Origin of the sequence: Moraxella cuniculi (assembly GCF_900637105.1) — a bacterium.
GTDB lineage: Bacteria > Pseudomonadota > Gammaproteobacteria > Pseudomonadales > Moraxellaceae > Moraxella > Moraxella cuniculi.
In genome coordinates this window covers 1176380-1195872 of sequence record NZ_LR134343.1, presented here as the reverse complement: position 1 = coordinate 1195872, position 19493 = coordinate 1176380, and the positions used below count along the sequence as shown (strand labels likewise).

Sequence of the window (19493 nt, the reverse complement as noted above, 5' to 3'; positions counted from 1 at the left end):
TCGCCAAAATGCTTAAAATACAGCTCTTGCGTCCTATCAAAACAGCGGTTTAGGTTGGCAAATCTGCCCTACTGTCCTTATAACATGAGCCACAACCAATCAAAGGTTGCTTAGCCCTTCCTATTGATTTATCAAATTTCCCAATTAAGGCACCACGCCCTGCAATCATGATTTGGTGCAATCTTATTACAACAAAAATATTTACCCAAATCAAGAAAAATATGGCTTATTTTTAATCAAAATTACAGTAAATTACCCTTGTGCAGCTTGCAACAGCACCACTGCACTGGCAAAAATCCCCTCGCCACGCCCCAGATAGCCCATTTTTTCGTTGGTGGTCGCCTTAATGCTGATTTGATTAATTTCCACACCCAAGACATCAGCGATACACTCACGCATGGCGGCATTATGCGGTGCAATTTTGGGAGCTTCACAAATCACCGTCATGTCTGCATTGAGCAATTGGTATCCATTTTTTTTAATTAATTCATAAACATTTTTTAATAAAATCTTACTATCAGCACCTGCAAATCGTTCATCTGTATCAGGAAAATGCTGACCAATATCGCCAAGTGCCAACGCACCGAGCAAGGCATCGCACAAAGCGTGCAATAGCACATCGCCATCTGAATGTGCCAAAATGCCCTGCGTATGAGCAATTTGGATACCACCAAGCGTTACAAAACTGCCTTCGGTAAAAGCATGGACATCAAGCCCCTGACCAATTCTTAGCATATCATCGCCTTATTTATAATTTATAGCTTTCTTGCAATTATTGTCTGGTGTGGCAGCCACTTTGCTGATGACCAGTTTTTGCCCTTATCAAGGCAACACCTGTCATCTTCACCCCAAAGCTACAGGGCGTTTACAAACCACAAGCCAGTATAATAATGTAGCATAAGCTGATTTTTTTGGCAATGAATAAGCAAGACAGCAGCCATCACAAGTAGATAAACCACAATAAGTCCAGCCCACTTGAAAGCATTCCCCCTGCCCCCATATAGTCAAGATACACACAATCTGTAGTAGACACCATGAGTACAACTGCCTTTACCCTTGCCGATGTGGCAACCAGCGTGAATAAATCCCCAAAAGACATCAAAGTTATCGTTGGTATGTCTGGCGGTGTGGACAGCTCGGTCAGTGCTGTTTTGTTAAAACAAGCAGGCTTCACGGTTGAGGGCTTGTTCATGAAAAACTGGGAAGAAGATGACGGCACTGAATATTGTACCGCCTTAGAGGACTTGGCAGACGCACAGGCAGTGGCAGACAGTATTGGCATTCACTTACATACCGCCAATTTTTCTGCCGAATACTGGGATAGGGTTTTTGAGCATTTTTTGGCAGAATATCGTGCAGGACGCACGCCTAATCCTGATATTTTGTGCAACAAAGAAGTAAAATTTAAGGCATTTTTGGACTATGCCCTGACACTGGGGGCAGATTTTATTGCCACAGGGCATTATGCACGCCGCAGTTTTGCCAGCGATAGCAAGGCGAAATTGTTGCGAGGGCTTGATAATAATAAAGACCAGAGTTATTTTTTGCACGCAGTGGGCGGTGATAAACTTGCCAAGACTTTATTCCCTGTAGGCGAGCTTGAAAAATCTGCCGTGCGTGCCATTGCCGAACAATACAATCTTGCCACTGCTAAGAAAAAAGACTCAACGGGCATTTGTTTTATTGGCGAACGCAAATTCAAAGACTTCTTGCAGACCTATCTGCCTGCCAAACAAGGCGATATCTACACCGATGACAATCAAAAAATCGGCACGCACGATGGTCTGATGTACTATACCATCGGTCAGCGTGGTGGCATTGGTGTCGGTGGCGTATCAGGCAGACCCGAAGAGCCGTGGTTTGTTCTGCACAAAAACCTTGAAAACAACCGCCTAATTATCGGTCAGGGGCATGACCATCCATGGCTACAAAGCACGCAGCTGACCGCTTATAAACTTGACTGGGTTGATGATGCACCCAAGCACGGCAGCAAACTATTTGCCAAAACACGCTATCGGCAAAGCGACCAAAGCTGTACTGTGTTGGTAGAGAGTGATAAACTGCGTGTGGTTTTTGATGAGCCGCAACGAGCTGTTACCCTAGGTCAGTCGGTGGTGTTGTATGACGGCGATATTTGCCTAGGTGGCGGTGTGATTGATTGGTGCGATGCCAAAACCGACTAAACCTGCCAAGCCTATCGCACAGGTCAATGACCAATCATCAACCCGTGCTTTTTATTATGACAGACTCTTATAAATCTGTGCTTGTCGATTGTCCAGATTGTTCAGGCAGCTTTGGATATTTTGTTTTACCGCTTCATGCACCGCTTGGTAATTATTCGCCTGCCATTCAGGCAAAGTTTTGGCCGCCGATTTTACATCGCACAAATATTCATACGCCTTGCGATTATCCCAGCTGTTTTGTAGCGTAATAATAAGCTCGTTATTTAGCTCATAACTTTCTTTGCCCACAAGTTTGGTATAAATCAGTGCAAAGCGTCTGGGCGTTACCGTTACCTTTTCAAGTGGCTTGTCTTGCGGTGTCAGCTTGTCATGGTTTGACAGTAGCCATTGCTCAAAATCAGGTTTAGCATAGTCCAAGATTGGATTTGCCAAAGCAGGCTCTAGCTTTTTGCCTTTTAAGTCATCTTTGCTAAAACCATCACCTCCGTACGCTCCCTTTGCTGCCACCATGCCCACGGTGATTAACGCCGCCACTGCCGCTGTTTTTTTCCGCTGAACAATGGTCAATTCAGGTTCAATGGCAAGCGTTCTTTCACGAAAAATTAAGCTAACCTTAGCATTGCCGACATCAACCTGACTTTGCTGTTTGATGCGATAGACATTTTGTTCATATGTGGCCTGCTCTTTGCGAATCTTTTCCTGTGCCTCTGGGCTAATTGCCTTGGTGCTTGCACACCCTGACAGCAACAAAGCACCTGCCACTGTAGCAATGATAAATTTCTGCATGATTTTCTCCCTAAATACAAAAATGACATTCAACAACAAATATAACACATAATACAGCATAAAGCAAAATAAATTAACACATATTTAACAAACAGAAAGGTTTTAAAAAATGAGTAAATTTGCTATACTTAAGCATGATTATTTTGTGTATTATTACCGTTTTAACCCACATTAGGAAAACTCATGTCATTATCAACACTGACCGCCCTATCTCCACTTGATGGTCGCTATGCCAGTAAATGCGATGCTTTGCGTCCTTATTTGTCAGAATTTGGTCTGATTCATGCTCGTGTTACGGTTGAGGTTCGCTGGTTGCAGACATTGGCTCGCCACCCACAAATCACCGAACTTGCACCGTTTTCTGACAAAACCAATGCTCGCCTAGATGAAATTATTGCTCAATTTAGTGAACAAGACGCTCTGCGTATCAAAGAAATTGAACGCACCACCAATCACGATGTCAAAGCGGTTGAGTATTTCTTAAAAGAAAAAATTGCCGACATTGCCGAGATTCGTGAAGCGGGTGAATTTATTCATTTTGCCTGCACTTCAGAGGATATTAACAATCTGTCGCACGCATTGATGCTAAAAGCAGGTCGCGATGTCCTTAGCAGCCAAATGCAAGCAATCATTGATGAGATTGCAAACTTGGCAAAACTGCACGCCGCCGAACCCATGCTGTCTCGCACACACGGTCAAACCGCAAGTCCAACCACGCTCGGCAAAGAAATGGCAAATGTCGCCTATCGCCTGCATCGCCAGCTTCGTCAATTTCAGGCGGTGGAACTGCTTGGCAAAATCAACGGTGCAGTTGGTAACTACAACGCCCATTTGTCAGCCTATCCAGAGATTGATTGGCAAGCAAATGCCCAGAGTTTTGTTGAAAGTTTAGGTCTGACTTTTAACCCTTATACCACGCAGATTGAGCCACATGACTACATGGCGGAGCTGTTTGATGTCCTACGCCGATTTAACACTGTACTCGTTGACTTTAACCGTGATGTTTGGGGCTATATTTCACTGGGCTACTTTAAACAAAAACTAAAAGAAGGTGAAGTTGGTTCATCAACCATGCCTCATAAAGTCAATCCAATTGACTTTGAGAATTCCGAGGGCAATCTTGGCATCGCCAATGCCGTATTGGCACATTTGGGCGAAAAACTGCCCATCTCTCGCTGGCAGCGTGATTTGACCGATTCAACAGTGCTACGCAATATGGGCGTAGGCTTTGCCCAAAGTTTGATTGCTTTTGAAGCCTGTCTAAAAGGCATTGCTAAGCTTGAATTAAATAAACAGCGACTGGCAGAGGATTTGCAAAATGCACAAGAGGTGCTTGCCGAACCCATTCAGACCGTCATGCGTCGCTACAATGTTGAAAAACCCTACGAAAAACTCAAAGCACTGACACGCGGTCAGGCGATGACTCGTGAGATGATGGTTGGTTTTATTGATGGCGATGAACTAAATGCCGTGCCTGATGCTGACAAAGCTCGCCTAAGAGAATTAACCCCTGATCGCTATATTGGCAATGCCGACATACAAGCAAATGCCCTGCAAGATTATCTAAAATAGTCCTGTCATAAATGGCGGTTAAACAGCCGCCATTTTTTTTGGCATATTCTCCAGATTGCTACAATTTGAACTGTCATCACTTCACAGCAACCAACATTTGCCATGCAGTGAGACAATGACAGCTTAAATTTTTGTCAAATAACCCATGAAAAAGTTATTGTTAAGTAAAAATTATCAATAGCTGCAATTTTTTACAGACAAAATGTGATTAACAACCAACAATTATCGTTTGGGTGCATGGGTTGGTTCGCCAGTTAAGCGATTTATCTTTTTGGTAACAAGAATGGCAAGTGGCAAACTTATCACAGCACCGATAACGATGCAACCGATGATATGACTTGCTTTGTCAAAACCTGTTACAAAAGCAATAATCAATAAAATACCAATGCTAACCGTAAAAGCAATGGTAAAAATCGCACTTAACAAAGGCATATTCATACAAACCCCCATATTTTTTGTGGAATAATAATAGTTATACACCTTTTTTTGGCAAAAAGTTAAGTATTTTTCAAAAAAATCCGTAATTTTTTTATGGTTTAGTATTGTTTTGGGAAAATTTACACCAATCAGCCATAAATCGCTTACATTTACCGTCATTTGTGCTAAAATTATGCGTTTATCAATTTTACTTTGGCATATGCCAAGCGAACAATCTGCCAGCTTTTTGCCAATTCTGGTCAAGGATTTTTTATGAAAAACATGAAACTAAACGAAGTGCGTCAAGCCTTTATTGATTTTTTTGCCAGCAAGCAACACACGCCTGTGCCATCATCATCATTGGTGCCACACAACGATCCGACTTTATTATTCACCAACGCAGGCATGAACCAGTTTAAGGATACTTTTTTGGGACTGGAAAAACGAGACTACAGCCGTGCGGTCAGTGCCCAAAAATGCGTCCGTGCAGGTGGCAAACACAATGACCTTGATAATGTTGGCTATACCGCTCGCCATCATACTTTTTTTGAGATGCTGGGCAATTTTAGCTTTGGTGATTATTTCAAAAAAGATGCCATCAATTTTGCTTGGGAATTTTTGACCAGCCCCAACTGGCTTGCCCTACCCAAAGAACGCCTTTATGTTACTGTATATCATACCGATGACGAAGCCTATCAAATTTGGCAAAATGACATTGGGCTAACTGCCGATCGCATCATTCGCATTGGCGATAATAAAGGCGGCTTGTATCAGTCGGATAACTTTTGGATGATGGGCGATACAGGTCCTTGCGGCCCTTGTACTGAGATTTTTTATGATCATGGCGATCATATTTGGGGTGGCTTGCCTGGCACGCCCGAAGAAGATGGCGATCGCTACATTGAAATCTGGAACTGCGTCTTTATGCAATTTAACCGCCAAAAAGATGGCAGTATGGATTTGCTACCAAAACCATCGGTAGATACTGGCATGGGGCTTGAGCGTATCAGCAGTATTATGCAAGGGGTGCATGGTAACTATGAGATTGATATTTTTGTCAATTTGATGAATGCTGCCGCCAAAATTCTAGGCATTGATAATAAACAACAAGCCTCCTTAAAAGTCATCGCCGATCATATCCGTGCGGTGGGTTTTTTGATCGCTGATGGCGTACACCCAAGTAACGAAGGTCGTGGTTATGTGCTACGCCGTATCATTCGCCGTGCCGTGCGTCATGGCAACAAACTGGGGGCGGATTCTGCTTTCTTTTATCAAATGGTGGCAGCCTTGGCACAAGAAATGGGTCAGGCATACCCTCAGCTGGTTGAACAACAAAGCCATATCGAAGCTGTCATCAAAAAAGAAGAAGAACAGTTTGCCAAAACGCTGGCTCAAGGATTACGCCTACTATCAGGCGAACTAGACAAACTTGCCGATGGTGCTGTGCTAGATGGCGAAACTGTTTTTAAACTATACGACACCTACGGATTCCCTGTTGATCTCACCGCTGATATTGCTCGTGAACGAGACATCAGTCTGGACGAGGCTGGCTTTGAGGCACAAATGCAAATTCAGCGAGAAAGAGCTCGTGATGCTGGCAAATTTGACCTTGATTATACCTCAATCATCAAGATTGATGCCGCCACACAATTTTTGGGCTACGACTCACTGGCAAGCGAGACCACCATCATCAGTCTTTATAAAGACGGTCAGCCACAACAAACACTAAGCGAAGGCGAACAAGGGGTGATTGTACTGGCAGCAACGCCATTTTATGCCGAAGGCGGTGGTCAAGTTGGCGAAACTGGTGAAATTAGCAGCCAAAGCGGGGTATTTGCCGTTGAAGACACCAAAAAATCAGGTCAAGCCATTATTCATTACGGCACAGTAAAAATGGGCGAGCTAAGCAATCAGCAGTCAGTTGCCGCTCAGGTGATTGATGATGTTCGCCGTGCCTCTGCCAAAAACCACTCTGCCACGCACTTATTGCACGCTGCATTGCGAGCGGTGCTGGGCGATGGGGTTAGCCAAAAAGGCTCTTTGGTATCCAGCGAAGTGCTGCGGTTTGACTTTTCTTATGATGGTGCGATTGATACCAATCAGTTGATTCAAATCGAACGCTTGGTCAATGAGCAAATCCAAAAAAACACCCCCGTCCACAGTGAGTATATGGACATCAAAACCGCCACCAGCCAAGGTGCGATGGCACTGTTTGGCGAAAAATACGGCGACACCGTGCGTGTGCTGACCATGGGCGAAAAGCAAGACAAATCACCGTTTTCTATTGAGCTGTGCGGTGGTCTGCATGTCAATCGCACAGGTGATATCGGACTGTTTAAAATCACCAGCGAAAGCGGAATCGCTGCTGGCATTCGCCGCATTGAGGCTTTGACAGGCATGGGTGCAATTCGTCATGTTCAAGCTGGCGATGCTGTACTTGGTAGCCTTGCCAACAACCTAAAAGCAAAACGAGATGAAATCCTGCCACGCATTACAGGCTTAAGCGACAAGCAGCGAGAGCTTGAAAAGCAGCTAGAACAACTCACCCAAAAACTCGCCAGCCTAGAGGCTAAATCCTTGATGGATAAGGTTGTTCACATTGGCGATGTGCCAGTGCTGATTACCACCATAAATGGATTAGATGCCAAAGCCCTACGCTCATTGGCAGATGATATAAAATCCAAACTGCACAACGGCGTGGCAGTATTGGCAAGCGTTCATGACGGCAAAATTGCCCTAACCGCAAGCGTTGGTAAAGAGCTTATAAACAAAGTTAAAGCAGGCGACATCATCAAGCAATTGTGCGAGCAACTTGATGGCAAAGGTGGCGGCAAGCCTGATTTTGCCCAAGGTGGTGCAAGCAACATCACACAGCTTGAGACTGCCCTTGCCATGCTGCAAGAGACTTTACAATCAAAGCTTAACTAATCAAAAAACAATAAGGGCGTGTCATGCGTCCTTATTTATATCGGTTTTATTTATCCAGCGAGTAAAATTATGGCAAACAACACTTTTGAAAAGGGTCGCTATACCACCCACAGCAACAAAATCGGACTGACCAACAAAGATGGCTTTATCGCCCATCAAGACAATGTGGTGTTAAATTTTCCTTTTAAAGATACCGTGTTAGAGGCGGGCATGAATAAAGAGGATACAGCACGCAGTGAACGCTTTTTGCACCTAGAGATGGACGGACGAGATATTGATACGCTTTTTGAGCCAAAGGTATTGACAAATTACCGTCATTTTGCACGCAACGATGGCAACCAACCAACCAACCAACCAACCAACCAACCAACCAACCAACCAACCAACCAACCAACCAACCAACCAACCAACCAACCAACCATTGTTTGCCTAACCCATTAAATAGTCAAGCGTTTTTTGATGAAAGTGGCAACCTTACCCAAAACCTCCTTATCAAAGGCAACAATCTACTTGCCCTACACTCTCTAAAAGACCGCCTAGCAGGTCAAGTCAAACTTATCTATATTGATCCGCCTTATAACACAGGTTCGGACAGCTTTAAATACAACGATAATTTCAATCATTCATCGTGGCTTGTTTTTATGAAAAACCGCCTAGAAATCGCCAAAGAACTTTTGCGTGATGATGGGGTGATTTTTGTCTCTATTGATGACAATGAACAGGCTTATTTAAAGGTTTTGATGGACGAGGTTTTTGGGCGTGAGAATTTTGTCAATAATTTAATTTGGGAGAAAAAGTACGCACCACAAAATGACGCAAAATGGTTTAGTGATAATCATGACCATATTATTTGTTTTGCCAAAAATAAAGAAAACTGGCGACCAAATTTGTTGCCAAGAACTGATGAAATGAATGCACGCTACAAAAATCCTGATAATGATCCAAGGGGATTGTGGAAGGCAGGTGATTTATTAAGAAAAGATGAGCAGATATCTGGATTATTTACCATAGTTACGCCAAATGGTAGAATTTGCAATCCACCAAAAGGCACAAGTTGGCGAACAACAAAACAGGGTTATGAAGAATTAGTTGCTGACAACCGTATTTGGTTTGGAAAAGATGGCAATAATGTTCCAGCCATAAAAAGATTTTTATCGGAAGTTAAAGATGGAGTTACGCCACTAACTATTTGGAAATATACCGAAGTTGGACATAACCAAGATGCCAAAAAAGAAGTAAAAGAATTTGATAGCAAAACGGTTTTTGATACACCAAAACCTGAAAAATTATTACAAAGAATTATTCATATTGCAACCAATAAAAATGATATAGTTTTGGATTTTTGCCTAGGCTCTGGAACCACTTGTGCGGTGGCTCATAAAATGGGTCGCCGTTGGATTGGTATTGAACAGATGGATTATATTGAGGATATTACCCTTACTCGTCTGATTCATGTCTTAAATGGCGAACAAGGCGGTATTTCAAAGGCGGTAGATTGGCAAGGCGGTGGTGAATTTGTGTATTTTGAACTTAAAAAATACAATCTGTATTTTATGGAAAAAATCCAAAATGCCAAAACCATGGGCGAGCTAGATACTGTCTATAACGAGATGGCAAAAAATGCGTTTTTTAAATTTTGGTTTGATAAAGATGATTTTCAAAAAGCCTACAAAAAAGATGCCGATAACAATCAAATCAGCCTAGACGAGCGAAAAGAAATTTTAATAAATGTCTTAGATGAAAATCAACTTTATCTTAATTATGCCGATATGGATGATGCACGCTTTAAAGTAAGCGATGACGAAAAAGCCTTATCAAAAGCGTTTTATGGAGCATAATCATGACAAAAAAGATAAAATTAAAAGACACGCTAAACGAATTTTTGTTTAATCAAATCAAAAACGACCCTGATTATCAACAGTGGTCGCTTGACTTTGAAATGCCTGCATTTATTACAGACAATCTATCACGCACCTTGCGTGATTATCAAATAGAAGCGGTCAAGCATTTTATTTATTTGTTTGAAAGTGGCGAAATGCAAAAAGCCAAACACATTTTATTTAATATGGCGACAGGCACAGGCAAAACGCTGACAATGGCGGCGATTGTGCTGTATTTATATGAATGGGGTTATCGTAATTTTGTGTTTTTGGTGCATCAAGTACAAATCAAACAGCAGGCGTTGGCAAATTTTACCGACCCAAATTTTGATAAATATTTGTTTAAAAAACAAATTAAATTTAATGGCAAAACCACACCAACAAAAGCCATAGAACGCTTTGAGGACAGTAAGCGATCAGGCATTAACTTTATGTTTTTTAGTACGCAAATGTTGTATGAGCGTATCAATCACCCCAAAGAAAACAGCATTAGTACTGAGGATTTTGTCAAAAACGATACCATTATTATTGCTGATGAAGCTCACAGGCTCAATGTCAATACCAAGAAAAAAACCGAAGTGGCGGACGAAAACAACTGGGAAACAGCCGTGCAATCGGTGTTGCACGCCAATCCTAAAAATTTACTGCTGGAATTTACCGCCACAGTGGATTTAAAAAATGAAAACATTCATAAAAAATATAAAGATAAACTGGTCTATAAATACGACTTTTTGGCATTTAACAAAGATGGCTATAGCAAGCAAGTGGCGTTTTTATACAATAACGAAACCCAAATTGCCGACCAAAAACGCCTACTGATTGTCAATGCAGTGGTATTGAGCGAATACCGCCGTCTGCTTGCTGAGCGAGAAATGGGCGTGGCCATCAACCCTGTTGTGCTGATTAAATCTGTCAAAATCGCCCAAAGCGAGGAGGACAGAGCGTTTTTTCACAAAGTCATCAGCTCGCTTAGGGCAGAGGATTTAAAGCACTTAGAACGCATGGCAGAAGAAAAAAAGGATTTGTTTGACACTCAATCCTTGATGATTGCCCAAATGTTTTATTGGTTAAAATCCGCCAAAGCCAACCTTGCTACCACCCAAGACACCACAGGACTCGGTGCTTTTATTGCTCATATCAAAGAGCGATTTTCTGAAAACAACACCATAATTTATAACAGCAAAACCAAAGAAAAAGCCGAGCTTTTGCCCTTGCTTGACAGCCCTAAAAACACCATTCGGGCGATATTTTCGGTTAATGCCCTAAACGAAGGTTGGGATGTGTTGAGCCTATATGACATTGTCCATTTTGACATTTCAGAAAGTAAAAAAGTCTCTTTGCAGGACATTCAGCTGATTGGGCGTGGAGCCAGACTTTACCCTTATCAATTGCCAAAAAGTTATCACCGCAATGATTTATTTAGCGGTCATAATGCGTATGGCACCGACCCATTTAAGCGTAAATTTGACCAAAACCCAAATGATAATGGGCGAATGCTAGAAACCTTTTATTATCATTTTGTCAAAACAGGGACATTTTTGGAAAATTTACAAAAAGATTTGCTTGGCGAGGGAATTATCAGTGAAGGCGTAGAAAAACGCACCATTCATTTAAAACCCAAATTCTTAGAAAGTCAAACTTATCAAAAAGGCTTTGTACTGGTCAATCGCCAAGAATTCCGCTCAAAAAACACACAAAGCGACATTGATTTGACTTTTAACAGACAAATCATTGCCAGCAGTTATAAATTGCATACGCATACATTGACGGACAAAAAGCAAAACACCGCCTTGTCTACCCTAAGCTACAAAACCATCAAAATCAGTGCAAAATATTTTTCAAGGCATTTGTTGTATAAGGCATTGATTTTGGCAGAAAACGGTTTTTTTAGATTAAATAATCTAAAAAAACATATCATTGGTATAAGCAGTATTGATGAGATGATTGATATTTATTTGCCTAAATATGATATCAAATATGGCCATGTTCAAGGCAAAGACATTGATGATTTGTCCGCTCATGAAAAGCTACAAATGCTGATTGGCAGTATTTTGCCAGAGGTGCGAAAAGCCATTGATAAATATCTGCCCATTGTCAAAGGTAGCAGTTTATTTACCCCAAAACCTTTGTCTGCCATTTTTCAAAAACAAAAGAACATTTATCTTGTAGCGTATCCAACCATCAATGAACAAGGCGAAAAAACATTCATTGCACCCGATGAACGAGCAAAAGCTCAATCCAGCCACGACAACAGCGACTTACAATACGCTGTTAATACCGCCGATTGGTATGCTTATAGCGAAAATTATGGCACAAGTGAAGAAAAACGCTTTGTAAAATTTATCGCCAGTCAAATTGATAAATTAAAGCAAACTTATAAAAATGCCGAGATTTATTTAATTCGTAATGAATTGGATTATTATCTATTTAATATAGAAGATGGTCGGCGATTTAGCCCTGATTATATGATGATAATCAATGATGTACAAAATAAACAAATGTATTATCAATGCCTGTTTGAACCCAAAGGCGGACATTTATTACAAAAAGACGACTGGAAAGAGCAAGCCTTGATAAATTTGGAAAATCTTAGCCAAATTGAATTTGATTGTAATCATTTTGGCAAATATCAAGAAATTAAATGCTTAGGCTTTGAATTTTTTAATAGCGATACTAAAAAACACAGCGAATTTGCACAAGACTTTCATGACAAGCTATTATAACAAGATATAATTGACGCTTGGCTGATTTGTTTTATGATTTTTCAGCCAATGGTACACCCTTGACCACAAAAACGCTTGCCCTTATCAAACGCATGGGCTACAATACGCAAGAGTTAAATTTTGTAGCATAACAGCAAAATTAGACAATCTATTTTACAAACTTCATCGTTGGGGTTTTTATCATCTTGGGTGATTGGTTCATTTAAGGAAACAAAATGGCATTAATTGTTCAAAAATACGGCGGGACTTCGATGGGTAACATCACCCGCATCAAAAATGTCGCCGCTCGTGTCAAGCGTTGGCATGACAACGGTCATCAAGTTGTGGTCGTTGTTTCGGCAATGAGCGGTGAGACCAATCGCTTGATTGGCCTCGCTCGTGAAATTACCAATGACCCAGACCCTCGTGAATACGATCAAATGGTCTGCACAGGTGAGCAGGTTTCTATCTCGCTATTGTCAATGGCATTGCAAGCCATCGGCATACAAGCCAAATCGATGACAGGCGGTCAGGTTGCCATTCGTACCGATGATACGCATACCAAAGCACGCATTCAAAGCATCGATACCGATGCCATCTTTCATGAGCTAAATGCTGGTCGTGTCGTTGTCGTTGCAGGATTTCAGGGCATTGACGAGCATGGTGATGTAACCACCTTAGGCCGTGGTGGCTCTGATACCACAGGCGTTGCTTTGGCAGCCGCCCTAAAAGCTGACGAATGCCAAATCTACACCGATGTTGATGGCGTCTATACCACTGACCCACGCGTTACCTCAAAAGCCAAAAAACTTGACAAAATCACCTTTGAGGAGATGATTGAGATGGCAAGTCTTGGCTCAAAAGTCCTACAAATTCGCTCGGTTGAATTTGCGGGCAAATACCAAGTGCCACTGCGAGTTTTGTCAAGTTTTGATGACAATGCAGATGGCGTTTTTGATGATAATTTTAAACAAAATGTTGGCACTTTGATTACAATTGACGAAGGAGATGATATGGAAAGAGCGGTAATTTCTGGTATCGCATTCAACCGTGATGAAGCAAAAATTGTCGTGCGTGGCGTACCCGATCGCCCTGGTATTGCCTCAGCCATCTTAAGCCCTGTCAGCTCTGCCAACATTGACATTGATATGATTATCCAAAATGCCTCTGTTGATGGCTTGACTGACTTTAGTTTCACCGTTCAGCGTGGCGATTATGAAAAAGCCCTAAAAATTCTCAACGAGCGTGTCAAAGATGACATCGGTGCCAGCGAAATCTCAGGTGCTGACGACGTGGTGAAGGTTTCCATCGTTGGCGTGGGTATGCGTTCGCACGCAGGGGTCGCCAGTAAAATGTTTGATACCTTGGCAAGCAACAACATCAACCTGCAAATGATTTCAACCAGCGAAATCAAAGTATCGGTATTAATCCAAGAGCAGCATCTTGAAAAAGCTGTCAAAGAGCTACACACTGCCTTTGGGCTGGATCGCCAAGATGGCGAAAGCAAAGTGGCTGGCTTGTAATTTTATCCTTAATAATTTTAAGATAAATTACACAATCGGCTGATGATGGTGCCACTTGATATATTTTGTTAAACAAAAAATAACAAAGTCTGTGCAAAATCAGCTGACAATCTGCTCAATGCGATTTATAATATTGTATTGAGCAGATTTTTTTGGGCATTGCCCAATCACCTCGCCAGTATGCTCTCATAATAGATGGACTCATCGGGCTAACAACAACGCATATTGGCACATAATAAGGAGTAACTTATGCTAATTTTAACCCGTCGTGTCGGCGAAACCTTGATGATTGGCGATGAGGTCAGCGTTACCGTTTTGGGCGTCAAGGGCAATCAAGTTCGTTTGGGTGTGAATGCCCCAAAAGATATCGCTGTACATCGCGAAGAAATCTATCAACGCATTCAACACGAACGCTCTATGCAAATGCACATGAGTCATTTGGAGCAAGGTGGTAATTTTGCACCCCCCTCTTTTGATGATGATGACTATTTCAACCGATAATCAAAAACTAGATGGTTCATGCAAATGACTGATATTTCACGCATTTTGGCAGGTGTTGCCGATCAACGCCTTAACTTTGCCGATGTGATAACTTTTATTGAAACAAATTATCACTACACGCCAATCGGCTTTAGCAATGGCGAGTTAAATAACGCCGCTGGCACCAATGAAGGCAGTGCCAAAGTCTTTAGCCTTGCCAAATTACATGGGCTAAATCAGCTTGACACCCTATCGCTTTTTGCCGAGCATTATCGTGCCGTCTTGGCAAATCCTGAAGGCAGTGATCATGCCAATATCCGCAATTTTCTACACTACGGTTGGCAAGGAATTGGCATGCCCAAAAATGCCCTGACACCAAAAGCGTAATACATCATCAGATGCACCGCCAAATGCAGTTCATCTGATAAATTTCTTGCCAAATTTAATTCTTTCATGTATAATTTTGGCTTTAATTTTTTGCTACTTCTTGATTGTCGTCGCCTTTAACGGTAAGAAATAAGTGGCCTAACCATGAATAAGTTCTGCTTATCTGTGCTGTGTCCATACCGCATTAATAGCACCTAGCAGCAACTGGCACACCCGATACCGCTCAATATCCGTGCCACCAAGATTAGGAGTTCACCATGTCTCGAGTCTGTCAAGTGACTGGAAAACGCCCACAAGTGGGTAATAATGTATCACACGCAAACAACAAAACTCGTCGTCGTTTTCTGCCAAACCTACACAACCATCGTTTTTGGGTAGAATCTGAAAACCGTTTTGTGCGTCTTCGTGTTTCTTCTAAAGGTATGCGTATCATTGACAAGCATGGCATTGACAAAGTGCTTGCTGATCTACGCGCACAAGGTCAAAAAATCTAAGATTTGACACATTACATCGTTTTAGAAGGATACAATCATGAGAGATAAAATTAAACTCGTTTCTACCGCTGGTACTGGTTATTTTTACACCACCACCAAAAACAAACGCACCATGCCTGGCAAAATGGAAATCAAAAAATTTGACCCAAAAATTCGCCAGCATGTGCTATTTAAAGAAGCAAAAATCAAATAATTTTGCAATTTTACTTAATGCCCATCAGCATTATGATGGGTATTTTTATGCCTGCTCTTAATCCATTCCTATTATAGAAAATAAAATATTTTTGCCGAAAATTCAATCAGTTACTGAATTTTTTGGCATTTTTTCTATTGAAAATTTTCCCAAATTTGCTATACTACACAACACTGGAGTACTCGCCAGCAAAGCGTATTTCCTGAGCCGATAATCTTATCTTAGGATTTGGGTTACATACTTTGTTGAGCAGGCCTGCATCGCCTGATGAATCAGGAAGCCGTAATAAGTATGACTCTTATCCGCCCTGAACTTCACGGTTCATGGTTCCCCTTTGTAGCGGTACTTTGGTATTTTTATAAAAATTTAGATTTTTTTATAAAAAATGCTTGACAAGAAAAAATAACCTGCTATAATATGCCACATCTTGAGGCAATAAGCCGAAAGATACCGACATTCCCCAATAGCTCAGTCGGTAGAGCATCGGACTGTTAATCCGTGTGTCCCTGGTTCGAGCCCAGGTTGGGGAGCCATATTAAGAAGCCCTTAGTTATAACTAAGGGCTTTTGCTTATCTATAAAACGCATTATTCACGGAAGTTTATCAGCCTAATTTGGTGCGGATAATGCACCATCTTTGAAACTTGACACAACGGACAAAACAGCCAAGTCATCAAAGATTCACATAATCGACCAAATTAAGTACAATTTTATCGCCATGCTTGCTGCTGGATTTGCCAAATGCTCATTTATCGCGGAACAATTTTTCAACCACACAAACCCCCAGCCTATGCCAAACCCAATCAAGGCGTGCAAATTATCAACAAATTAAAACGCCATCAGACCTGAAGTTTGATGGTGTTTTATTAGCAAAGCCAAAGATTATCAATCCAACCATAAACGATACGGCAATGGCACAAAGCCCTCTGTCTGCCCTGCTTGGATTTTGGCTAGATTTAACACGCCTTTGATGATTAGCTCCAGCGTAAACGGTACAAGTTGATGCTCTAGCTTCTGAACACGCAACGCCAAGCTCTCCGCTGTTTCATCACTGCAAATTGCCAACCAAGCCTGTGTCAGCACCTGCCCTGCATCTAGCTCAGGGACAACCAAATGCACGCTACAACCATGATAAGCCTCACCTGCTCGGAGCACACGATGATGCGTATCTAATCCCTTATAATCTGGCAGGAGCGATGGGTGCAGGTTAATCATCGGGCATGATACTGCATGGATAAATTCAGCCGACAGCACACGCATAAACCCTGCAAGCACCACCAAATCAGGTTGCCATGTGTTTAGCTGCTCCAAGGCATGTTTTTCAAAAGTGGCGATACTCATGCGTTTACCGCTTGTGGTGTGCGATAACACACTGACATGGATGCCAGCCGTCTTGGCACGCACGACGGCATAAGCATCTTCGCGATTGCTGATGACACCGACAATTTCAATGGGCAACGAGCCATTTTGCATGGCATCAATCATTACCTGCAAATTTGAGCCACTGCCAGAAACCAAAACGGCAATTTTTAAGCGAGATTGATTTGGCATTAGACATACACCACAGCTTGGCTATCCCTCTCAACAATCTCTCCAATCTGCCAGACCTGCTCTCCGTGCTTGGCAAGTTCCTGCTGTGCCAATTGTGCTTTGTCGGCAGGCACAACCAAAACAAAACCCACGCCACAGTTGAAGGTGCGATACATCTCAGCAGTTTCAATATTGCCGCCTTGTTGTAGCCACTGGAATACACTTGGCAACTGCCAGCTCTTTGTGTCAATTTGAGCTGCCAATTGCTCAGGCAATACTCGTGGCAAATTCTCCGTCAAGCCACCACCTGTGATATGTGCCATCGCATGAATGTTGGCATTGCCCAAGGTTTTTTGTAAGGCATTGACTGATTTGACATAAATGCGAGTTGGTGCCATCAGCACATCTGCCAACGACTTACCGTCAAGCTGATAAGTTGCCACATCAACCCCAGTATGCTCAAGTACTTTACGAATCAGTGAATAGCCGTTGGAATGGGCACCGCTTGATGCCAAAGCAAGCAGCACATCGCCCTTTTGCACATGTTCGCCTGTGATGACTTCAGATTCTTCAACAACACCAACACAAAAACCTGCCAAATCATAATCTTCGTCTTGATACATACCCGGCATTTCGGCAGTTTCGCCACCAATCAAGGCACAATTTGCCAATTTACAGCCATCGCCAATGCCTGCAATGACCGTTGCTGCCGTATCAACATCAAGTTTGCCTGTGGCATAATAATCCAAGAAAAACAACGGCTCAGCACCACAGACCAGCAAATCATTGACACACATTGCCACCAAATCTTGTCCAATGGTCTCATGGCGATTTAGCTGCAATGCCAATTTTAATTTTGTACCAACCCCATCTGTACCCGACACCAAAAGCGGTGATTTATACCCTGTTGGAATGCGGCACAATGCCCCAAAACCACCCAATCCACCCAACACCTCTGGACGACTGGTTGCCTTGGCAACTGACTTAATGCGTGTAACCAATGCTTCGCCTGCATCGATATCCACACCTGCATCTTTATAGCTTAATGAAGTTTGTTCGGTCATGCTTTGCCCTTATCAATCTTGAAAAATAAAAAGTATTTAATCGTCAAATCATCAATCATAAATACACAATCAATTGCTTAATTATACCAAATTTTCAGCGAAAAAATCATCATTGGCTAAATTATTTCACCAAAGCTGCCCGAATTTCCCATGTCAGCAAATGCACAGAAAAAATACACAAAATCAGGTGCAAATTCAACAGAAATCGCCTACAATAGATATTTATTTGCCATTTTTAGCCACTGCCATGTATCCACACAAAATTGACCCATTTTTTCGCCGCTTATTTATTTTGGTGGCACTGTGCATATTTGTTTATGCGTTGTTTTTAATGAAGGGTGTCATCGCCCCCTTTGTTGCTGCATTTATTTTGGCTTATTTTTTAAATCCCACGGTCAGCAAATTATCAATTGTCATGCCGAGAATTTTGGCAATTTCGGTGGTGTATATCAGCTGTATCGTTGTCGCGGCGGCGTTGATTATTTGGCTTGTGCCAATGCTGTGGGCTCAGTTGCAGCTTCTGTGGGAATCCCTGCCGCAGATTATCAGCTGGTATAATGACACTGGTCGTGCATGGATTGCTCAGCATACCGACAACCAACTTCTGCCACTGGATATTGACTTGATTTCCAATTCGGCGATTGCCTATTTGCAAAACAATTATCAAGTTTCGGACGCACAAGGCATCATCAAACAAATTTTCACCTCTGGTATGTCTGCCGCCAATAACATTGGCTTGGCGGTTATGGTGCCGATTTTGACCTTTTATTTTTTGCTCGGCTGGGATAAACGGTTGGAAACTTGGCGGATTGCCATACCCAAACCTTATACCAAAAAAGTTGTTAGCATCGCCAAAGATTGCGACCGTGCTTTGATGAATTTTGCCAAAGGTCAGTTGCTGGTCATGTTGCTACTGGGGGCGATTTATGCCATTCAGCTACAATTGATTGGCTTGCAGCTGGGGCTGATTATCGGCATTATGGCAGGTATTGCCAGTTTTGTGCCGTATTTGGGCTTTGGTATCGGCATCATTGCAGCGTTGATTGCTGGGGTATTCCAGTTTGGGCTTGACTGGGTTTATTTGGGGTTGATTTTTGCTGCATTTATGGTTGGGCAAGCGGTTGAGGGTTATATTTTACAACCACTGCTTTTGGGGGATAAAATCGGTCTGTCGCCTTTGTGGGTGATTTTTGCGGTGCTGGCAGGTGCTTCATTGTTCGGCTTTGTTGGTATGCTTATCGCCCTGCCTGTTTCGGCAGTGATTAATGTGCTATTTCACTATGCCTATGAGGCTTATTTGGGCAGTGAATGGCACAAGGGTCAAAGGCAGTTACCACTGTGGGAAGATGAATGAT

At 42.3% G+C, this 19493-nt stretch carries 16 protein-coding genes, 1 tRNA gene, 1 other RNA gene and 1 pseudogene; 14 read left to right on the top strand and 5 right to left on the bottom strand.

The genetic code is table 11. The features are described 5' to 3' along the window. Positions 1 to 252: 252 nt before the first annotated feature. Positions 253 to 735 (bottom strand): 2-C-methyl-D-erythritol 2,4-cyclodiphosphate synthase, encoded by a 483-nt coding sequence (gene ispF, locus EL162_RS05555; protein ID WP_126330664.1) that lies wholly within the window; start codon positions 733 to 735, stop codon positions 253 to 255. 299 nt (positions 736 to 1034) lie between these two features. Between ispF and mnmA the strand changes: the two genes are divergently transcribed. Beyond that, a complete protein-coding gene (mnmA, locus tag EL162_RS05550) occupies positions 1035 to 2183 on the top strand; it encodes a tRNA 2-thiouridine(34) synthase MnmA (RefSeq protein ID WP_126330662.1) in 1149 nt (382 codons plus the stop codon). Between the two features lie 54 nt (positions 2184 to 2237). Here mnmA and EL162_RS05545 read toward each other — a convergent pair whose 3' ends face one another. Next, positions 2238 to 2969, bottom strand: a complete 732-nt coding sequence (locus EL162_RS05545; protein ID WP_126330660.1) for a hypothetical protein — start codon at positions 2967 to 2969, stop codon at positions 2238 to 2240. A gap of 183 nt (positions 2970 to 3152) precedes the next feature. Between EL162_RS05545 and purB the strand changes: the two genes are divergently transcribed. Then, positions 3153 to 4541 (top strand): adenylosuccinate lyase, encoded by a 1389-nt coding sequence (gene purB / locus EL162_RS05540; protein WP_126330658.1) that lies wholly within the window; start codon positions 3153 to 3155, stop codon positions 4539 to 4541. 222 nt (positions 4542 to 4763) lie between these two features. Here purB and EL162_RS05535 read toward each other — a convergent pair whose 3' ends face one another. Further along, positions 4764 to 4979, bottom strand: a complete 216-nt coding sequence (locus tag EL162_RS05535; protein WP_076554409.1) for a hypothetical protein — start codon at positions 4977 to 4979, stop codon at positions 4764 to 4766. Positions 4980 to 5231: 252 nt separating this feature from the next. On the opposite strand from EL162_RS05535, the gene alaS reads away from it, so the two are divergent. The 11 genes and pseudogenes from alaS (at position 5232) to EL162_RS05485 (ending at position 16078) form a co-directional block, all read left to right on the top strand. Beyond that, positions 5232 to 7886 carry an alanine--tRNA ligase gene (alaS, locus tag EL162_RS05530; protein WP_126330657.1) on the top strand — a complete coding sequence of 885 codons (2655 nt, stop codon included), beginning with the start codon at positions 5232 to 5234 and terminating at the stop codon, positions 7884 to 7886. A 69-nt stretch (positions 7887 to 7955) separates the two neighbouring features. Next, entirely contained in the window at positions 7956 to 8327 is a 372-nt protein-coding gene (locus tag EL162_RS10360; RefSeq protein ID WP_227543379.1) for a PT domain-containing protein, read from the top strand. Beyond that, positions 8312 to 9724, top strand: coding sequence for a site-specific DNA-methyltransferase (locus EL162_RS05525; protein WP_259772307.1), 1413 nt, complete (start codon positions 8312 to 8314; stop codon positions 9722 to 9724). The genes EL162_RS10360 and EL162_RS05525 overlap by 16 nt, the downstream gene beginning before the upstream one ends. Before the next feature lie 2 nt (positions 9725 to 9726). Continuing rightward, entirely contained in the window at positions 9727 to 12489 is a 2763-nt protein-coding gene (locus tag EL162_RS05520; protein WP_126330655.1) for a DEAD/DEAH box helicase family protein, read from the top strand. Positions 12490 to 12704: 215 nt separating this feature from the next. After that, positions 12705 to 13991, top strand: coding sequence for an aspartate kinase (locus EL162_RS05515; RefSeq protein WP_076554405.1), 1287 nt, complete (start codon positions 12705 to 12707; stop codon positions 13989 to 13991). Between the two features lie 249 nt (positions 13992 to 14240). Then, positions 14241 to 14408 (top strand): annotated as a pseudogene (csrA, locus tag EL162_RS05510) (carbon storage regulator CsrA); the annotation flags it as partial. Positions 14409 to 14510: 102 nt separating this feature from the next. Continuing rightward, positions 14511 to 14858, top strand: coding sequence for a HopJ type III effector protein (locus EL162_RS05505; protein ID WP_126330653.1), 348 nt, complete (start codon positions 14511 to 14513; stop codon positions 14856 to 14858). 257 nt (positions 14859 to 15115) lie between these two features. Next, on the top strand, positions 15116 to 15352 hold the full coding sequence (rpmB, locus tag EL162_RS05500; RefSeq protein ID WP_076554403.1) for a 50S ribosomal protein L28: 237 nt from the start codon (positions 15116 to 15118) through the stop codon (positions 15350 to 15352). 37 nt (positions 15353 to 15389) lie between these two features. After that, positions 15390 to 15545 carry a 50S ribosomal protein L33 gene (gene rpmG / locus EL162_RS05495; protein WP_003659281.1) on the top strand — a complete coding sequence of 52 codons (156 nt, stop codon included), beginning with the start codon at positions 15390 to 15392 and terminating at the stop codon, positions 15543 to 15545. A gap of 167 nt (positions 15546 to 15712) precedes the next feature. After that, positions 15713 to 15903, top strand: a non-coding RNA gene (ssrS, locus tag EL162_RS05490) — 6S RNA. A 99-nt stretch (positions 15904 to 16002) separates the two neighbouring features. Further along, a tRNA-Asn gene (locus EL162_RS05485) sits at positions 16003 to 16078 on the top strand. A 351-nt stretch (positions 16079 to 16429) separates the two neighbouring features. Here the strand turns inward: EL162_RS05485 and purN are convergent. Both purN and purM read right to left on the bottom strand, forming a co-directional pair. Beyond that, positions 16430 to 17095, bottom strand: coding sequence for a phosphoribosylglycinamide formyltransferase (gene purN / locus EL162_RS05480; RefSeq protein ID WP_126330651.1), 666 nt, complete (start codon positions 17093 to 17095; stop codon positions 16430 to 16432). Beyond that, a complete protein-coding gene (gene purM / locus EL162_RS05475) occupies positions 17095 to 18138 on the bottom strand; it encodes a phosphoribosylformylglycinamidine cyclo-ligase (protein ID WP_126330649.1) in 1044 nt (347 codons plus the stop codon). The genes purN and purM overlap by 1 nt, the downstream gene beginning before the upstream one ends. 247 nt (positions 18139 to 18385) lie before the next feature. Here purM and EL162_RS05470 point away from each other — a divergent pair, with 247 nt between their 5' ends. Beyond that, on the top strand, positions 18386 to 19492 hold the full coding sequence (locus tag EL162_RS05470) for an AI-2E family transporter (RefSeq protein WP_076554499.1): 1107 nt from the start codon (positions 18386 to 18388) through the stop codon (positions 19490 to 19492). Position 19493: the final 1 nt, after the last annotated feature.

What these genes read in the sequence shown, in the direction of transcription:
- EL162_RS05505 (WP_126330653.1), top strand. Translation starts at nt 14,511, where the DNA reads ATGCAAATGACTGATATTTCACGCATTTTGGCAGGTGTTGCCGATCAA.
- EL162_RS05520 (WP_126330655.1), top strand. Translation starts at nt 9,727, where the DNA reads ATGACAAAAAAGATAAAATTAAAAGACACGCTAAACGAATTTTTGTTT.
- EL162_RS05515 (WP_076554405.1), top strand. Translation starts at nt 12,705, where the DNA reads ATGGCATTAATTGTTCAAAAATACGGCGGGACTTCGATGGGTAACATC.
- purM (WP_126330649.1), bottom strand. Translation starts at nt 18,138, where the DNA reads ATGACCGAACAAACTTCATTAAGCTATAAAGATGCAGGTGTGGATATC.
- alaS (WP_126330657.1), top strand. Translation starts at nt 5,232, where the DNA reads ATGAAAAACATGAAACTAAACGAAGTGCGTCAAGCCTTTATTGATTTT.
- EL162_RS10360 (WP_227543379.1), top strand. Translation starts at nt 7,956, where the DNA reads ATGGCAAACAACACTTTTGAAAAGGGTCGCTATACCACCCACAGCAAC.
- purN (WP_126330651.1), bottom strand. Translation starts at nt 17,095, where the DNA reads ATGCCAAATCAATCTCGCTTAAAAATTGCCGTTTTGGTTTCTGGCAGT.
- EL162_RS05545 (WP_126330660.1), bottom strand. Translation starts at nt 2,969, where the DNA reads ATGCAGAAATTTATCATTGCTACAGTGGCAGGTGCTTTGTTGCTGTCA.
- EL162_RS05535 (WP_076554409.1), bottom strand. Translation starts at nt 4,979, where the DNA reads ATGAATATGCCTTTGTTAAGTGCGATTTTTACCATTGCTTTTACGGTT.
- purB (WP_126330658.1), top strand. Translation starts at nt 3,153, where the DNA reads ATGTCATTATCAACACTGACCGCCCTATCTCCACTTGATGGTCGCTAT.
- EL162_RS05470 (WP_076554499.1), top strand. Translation starts at nt 18,386, where the DNA reads ATGTATCCACACAAAATTGACCCATTTTTTCGCCGCTTATTTATTTTG.
- rpmG (WP_003659281.1), top strand. Translation starts at nt 15,390, where the DNA reads ATGAGAGATAAAATTAAACTCGTTTCTACCGCTGGTACTGGTTATTTT.
- rpmB (WP_076554403.1), top strand. Translation starts at nt 15,116, where the DNA reads ATGTCTCGAGTCTGTCAAGTGACTGGAAAACGCCCACAAGTGGGTAAT.
- mnmA (WP_126330662.1), top strand. Translation starts at nt 1,035, where the DNA reads ATGAGTACAACTGCCTTTACCCTTGCCGATGTGGCAACCAGCGTGAAT.
- ispF (WP_126330664.1), bottom strand. Translation starts at nt 735, where the DNA reads ATGCTAAGAATTGGTCAGGGGCTTGATGTCCATGCTTTTACCGAAGGC.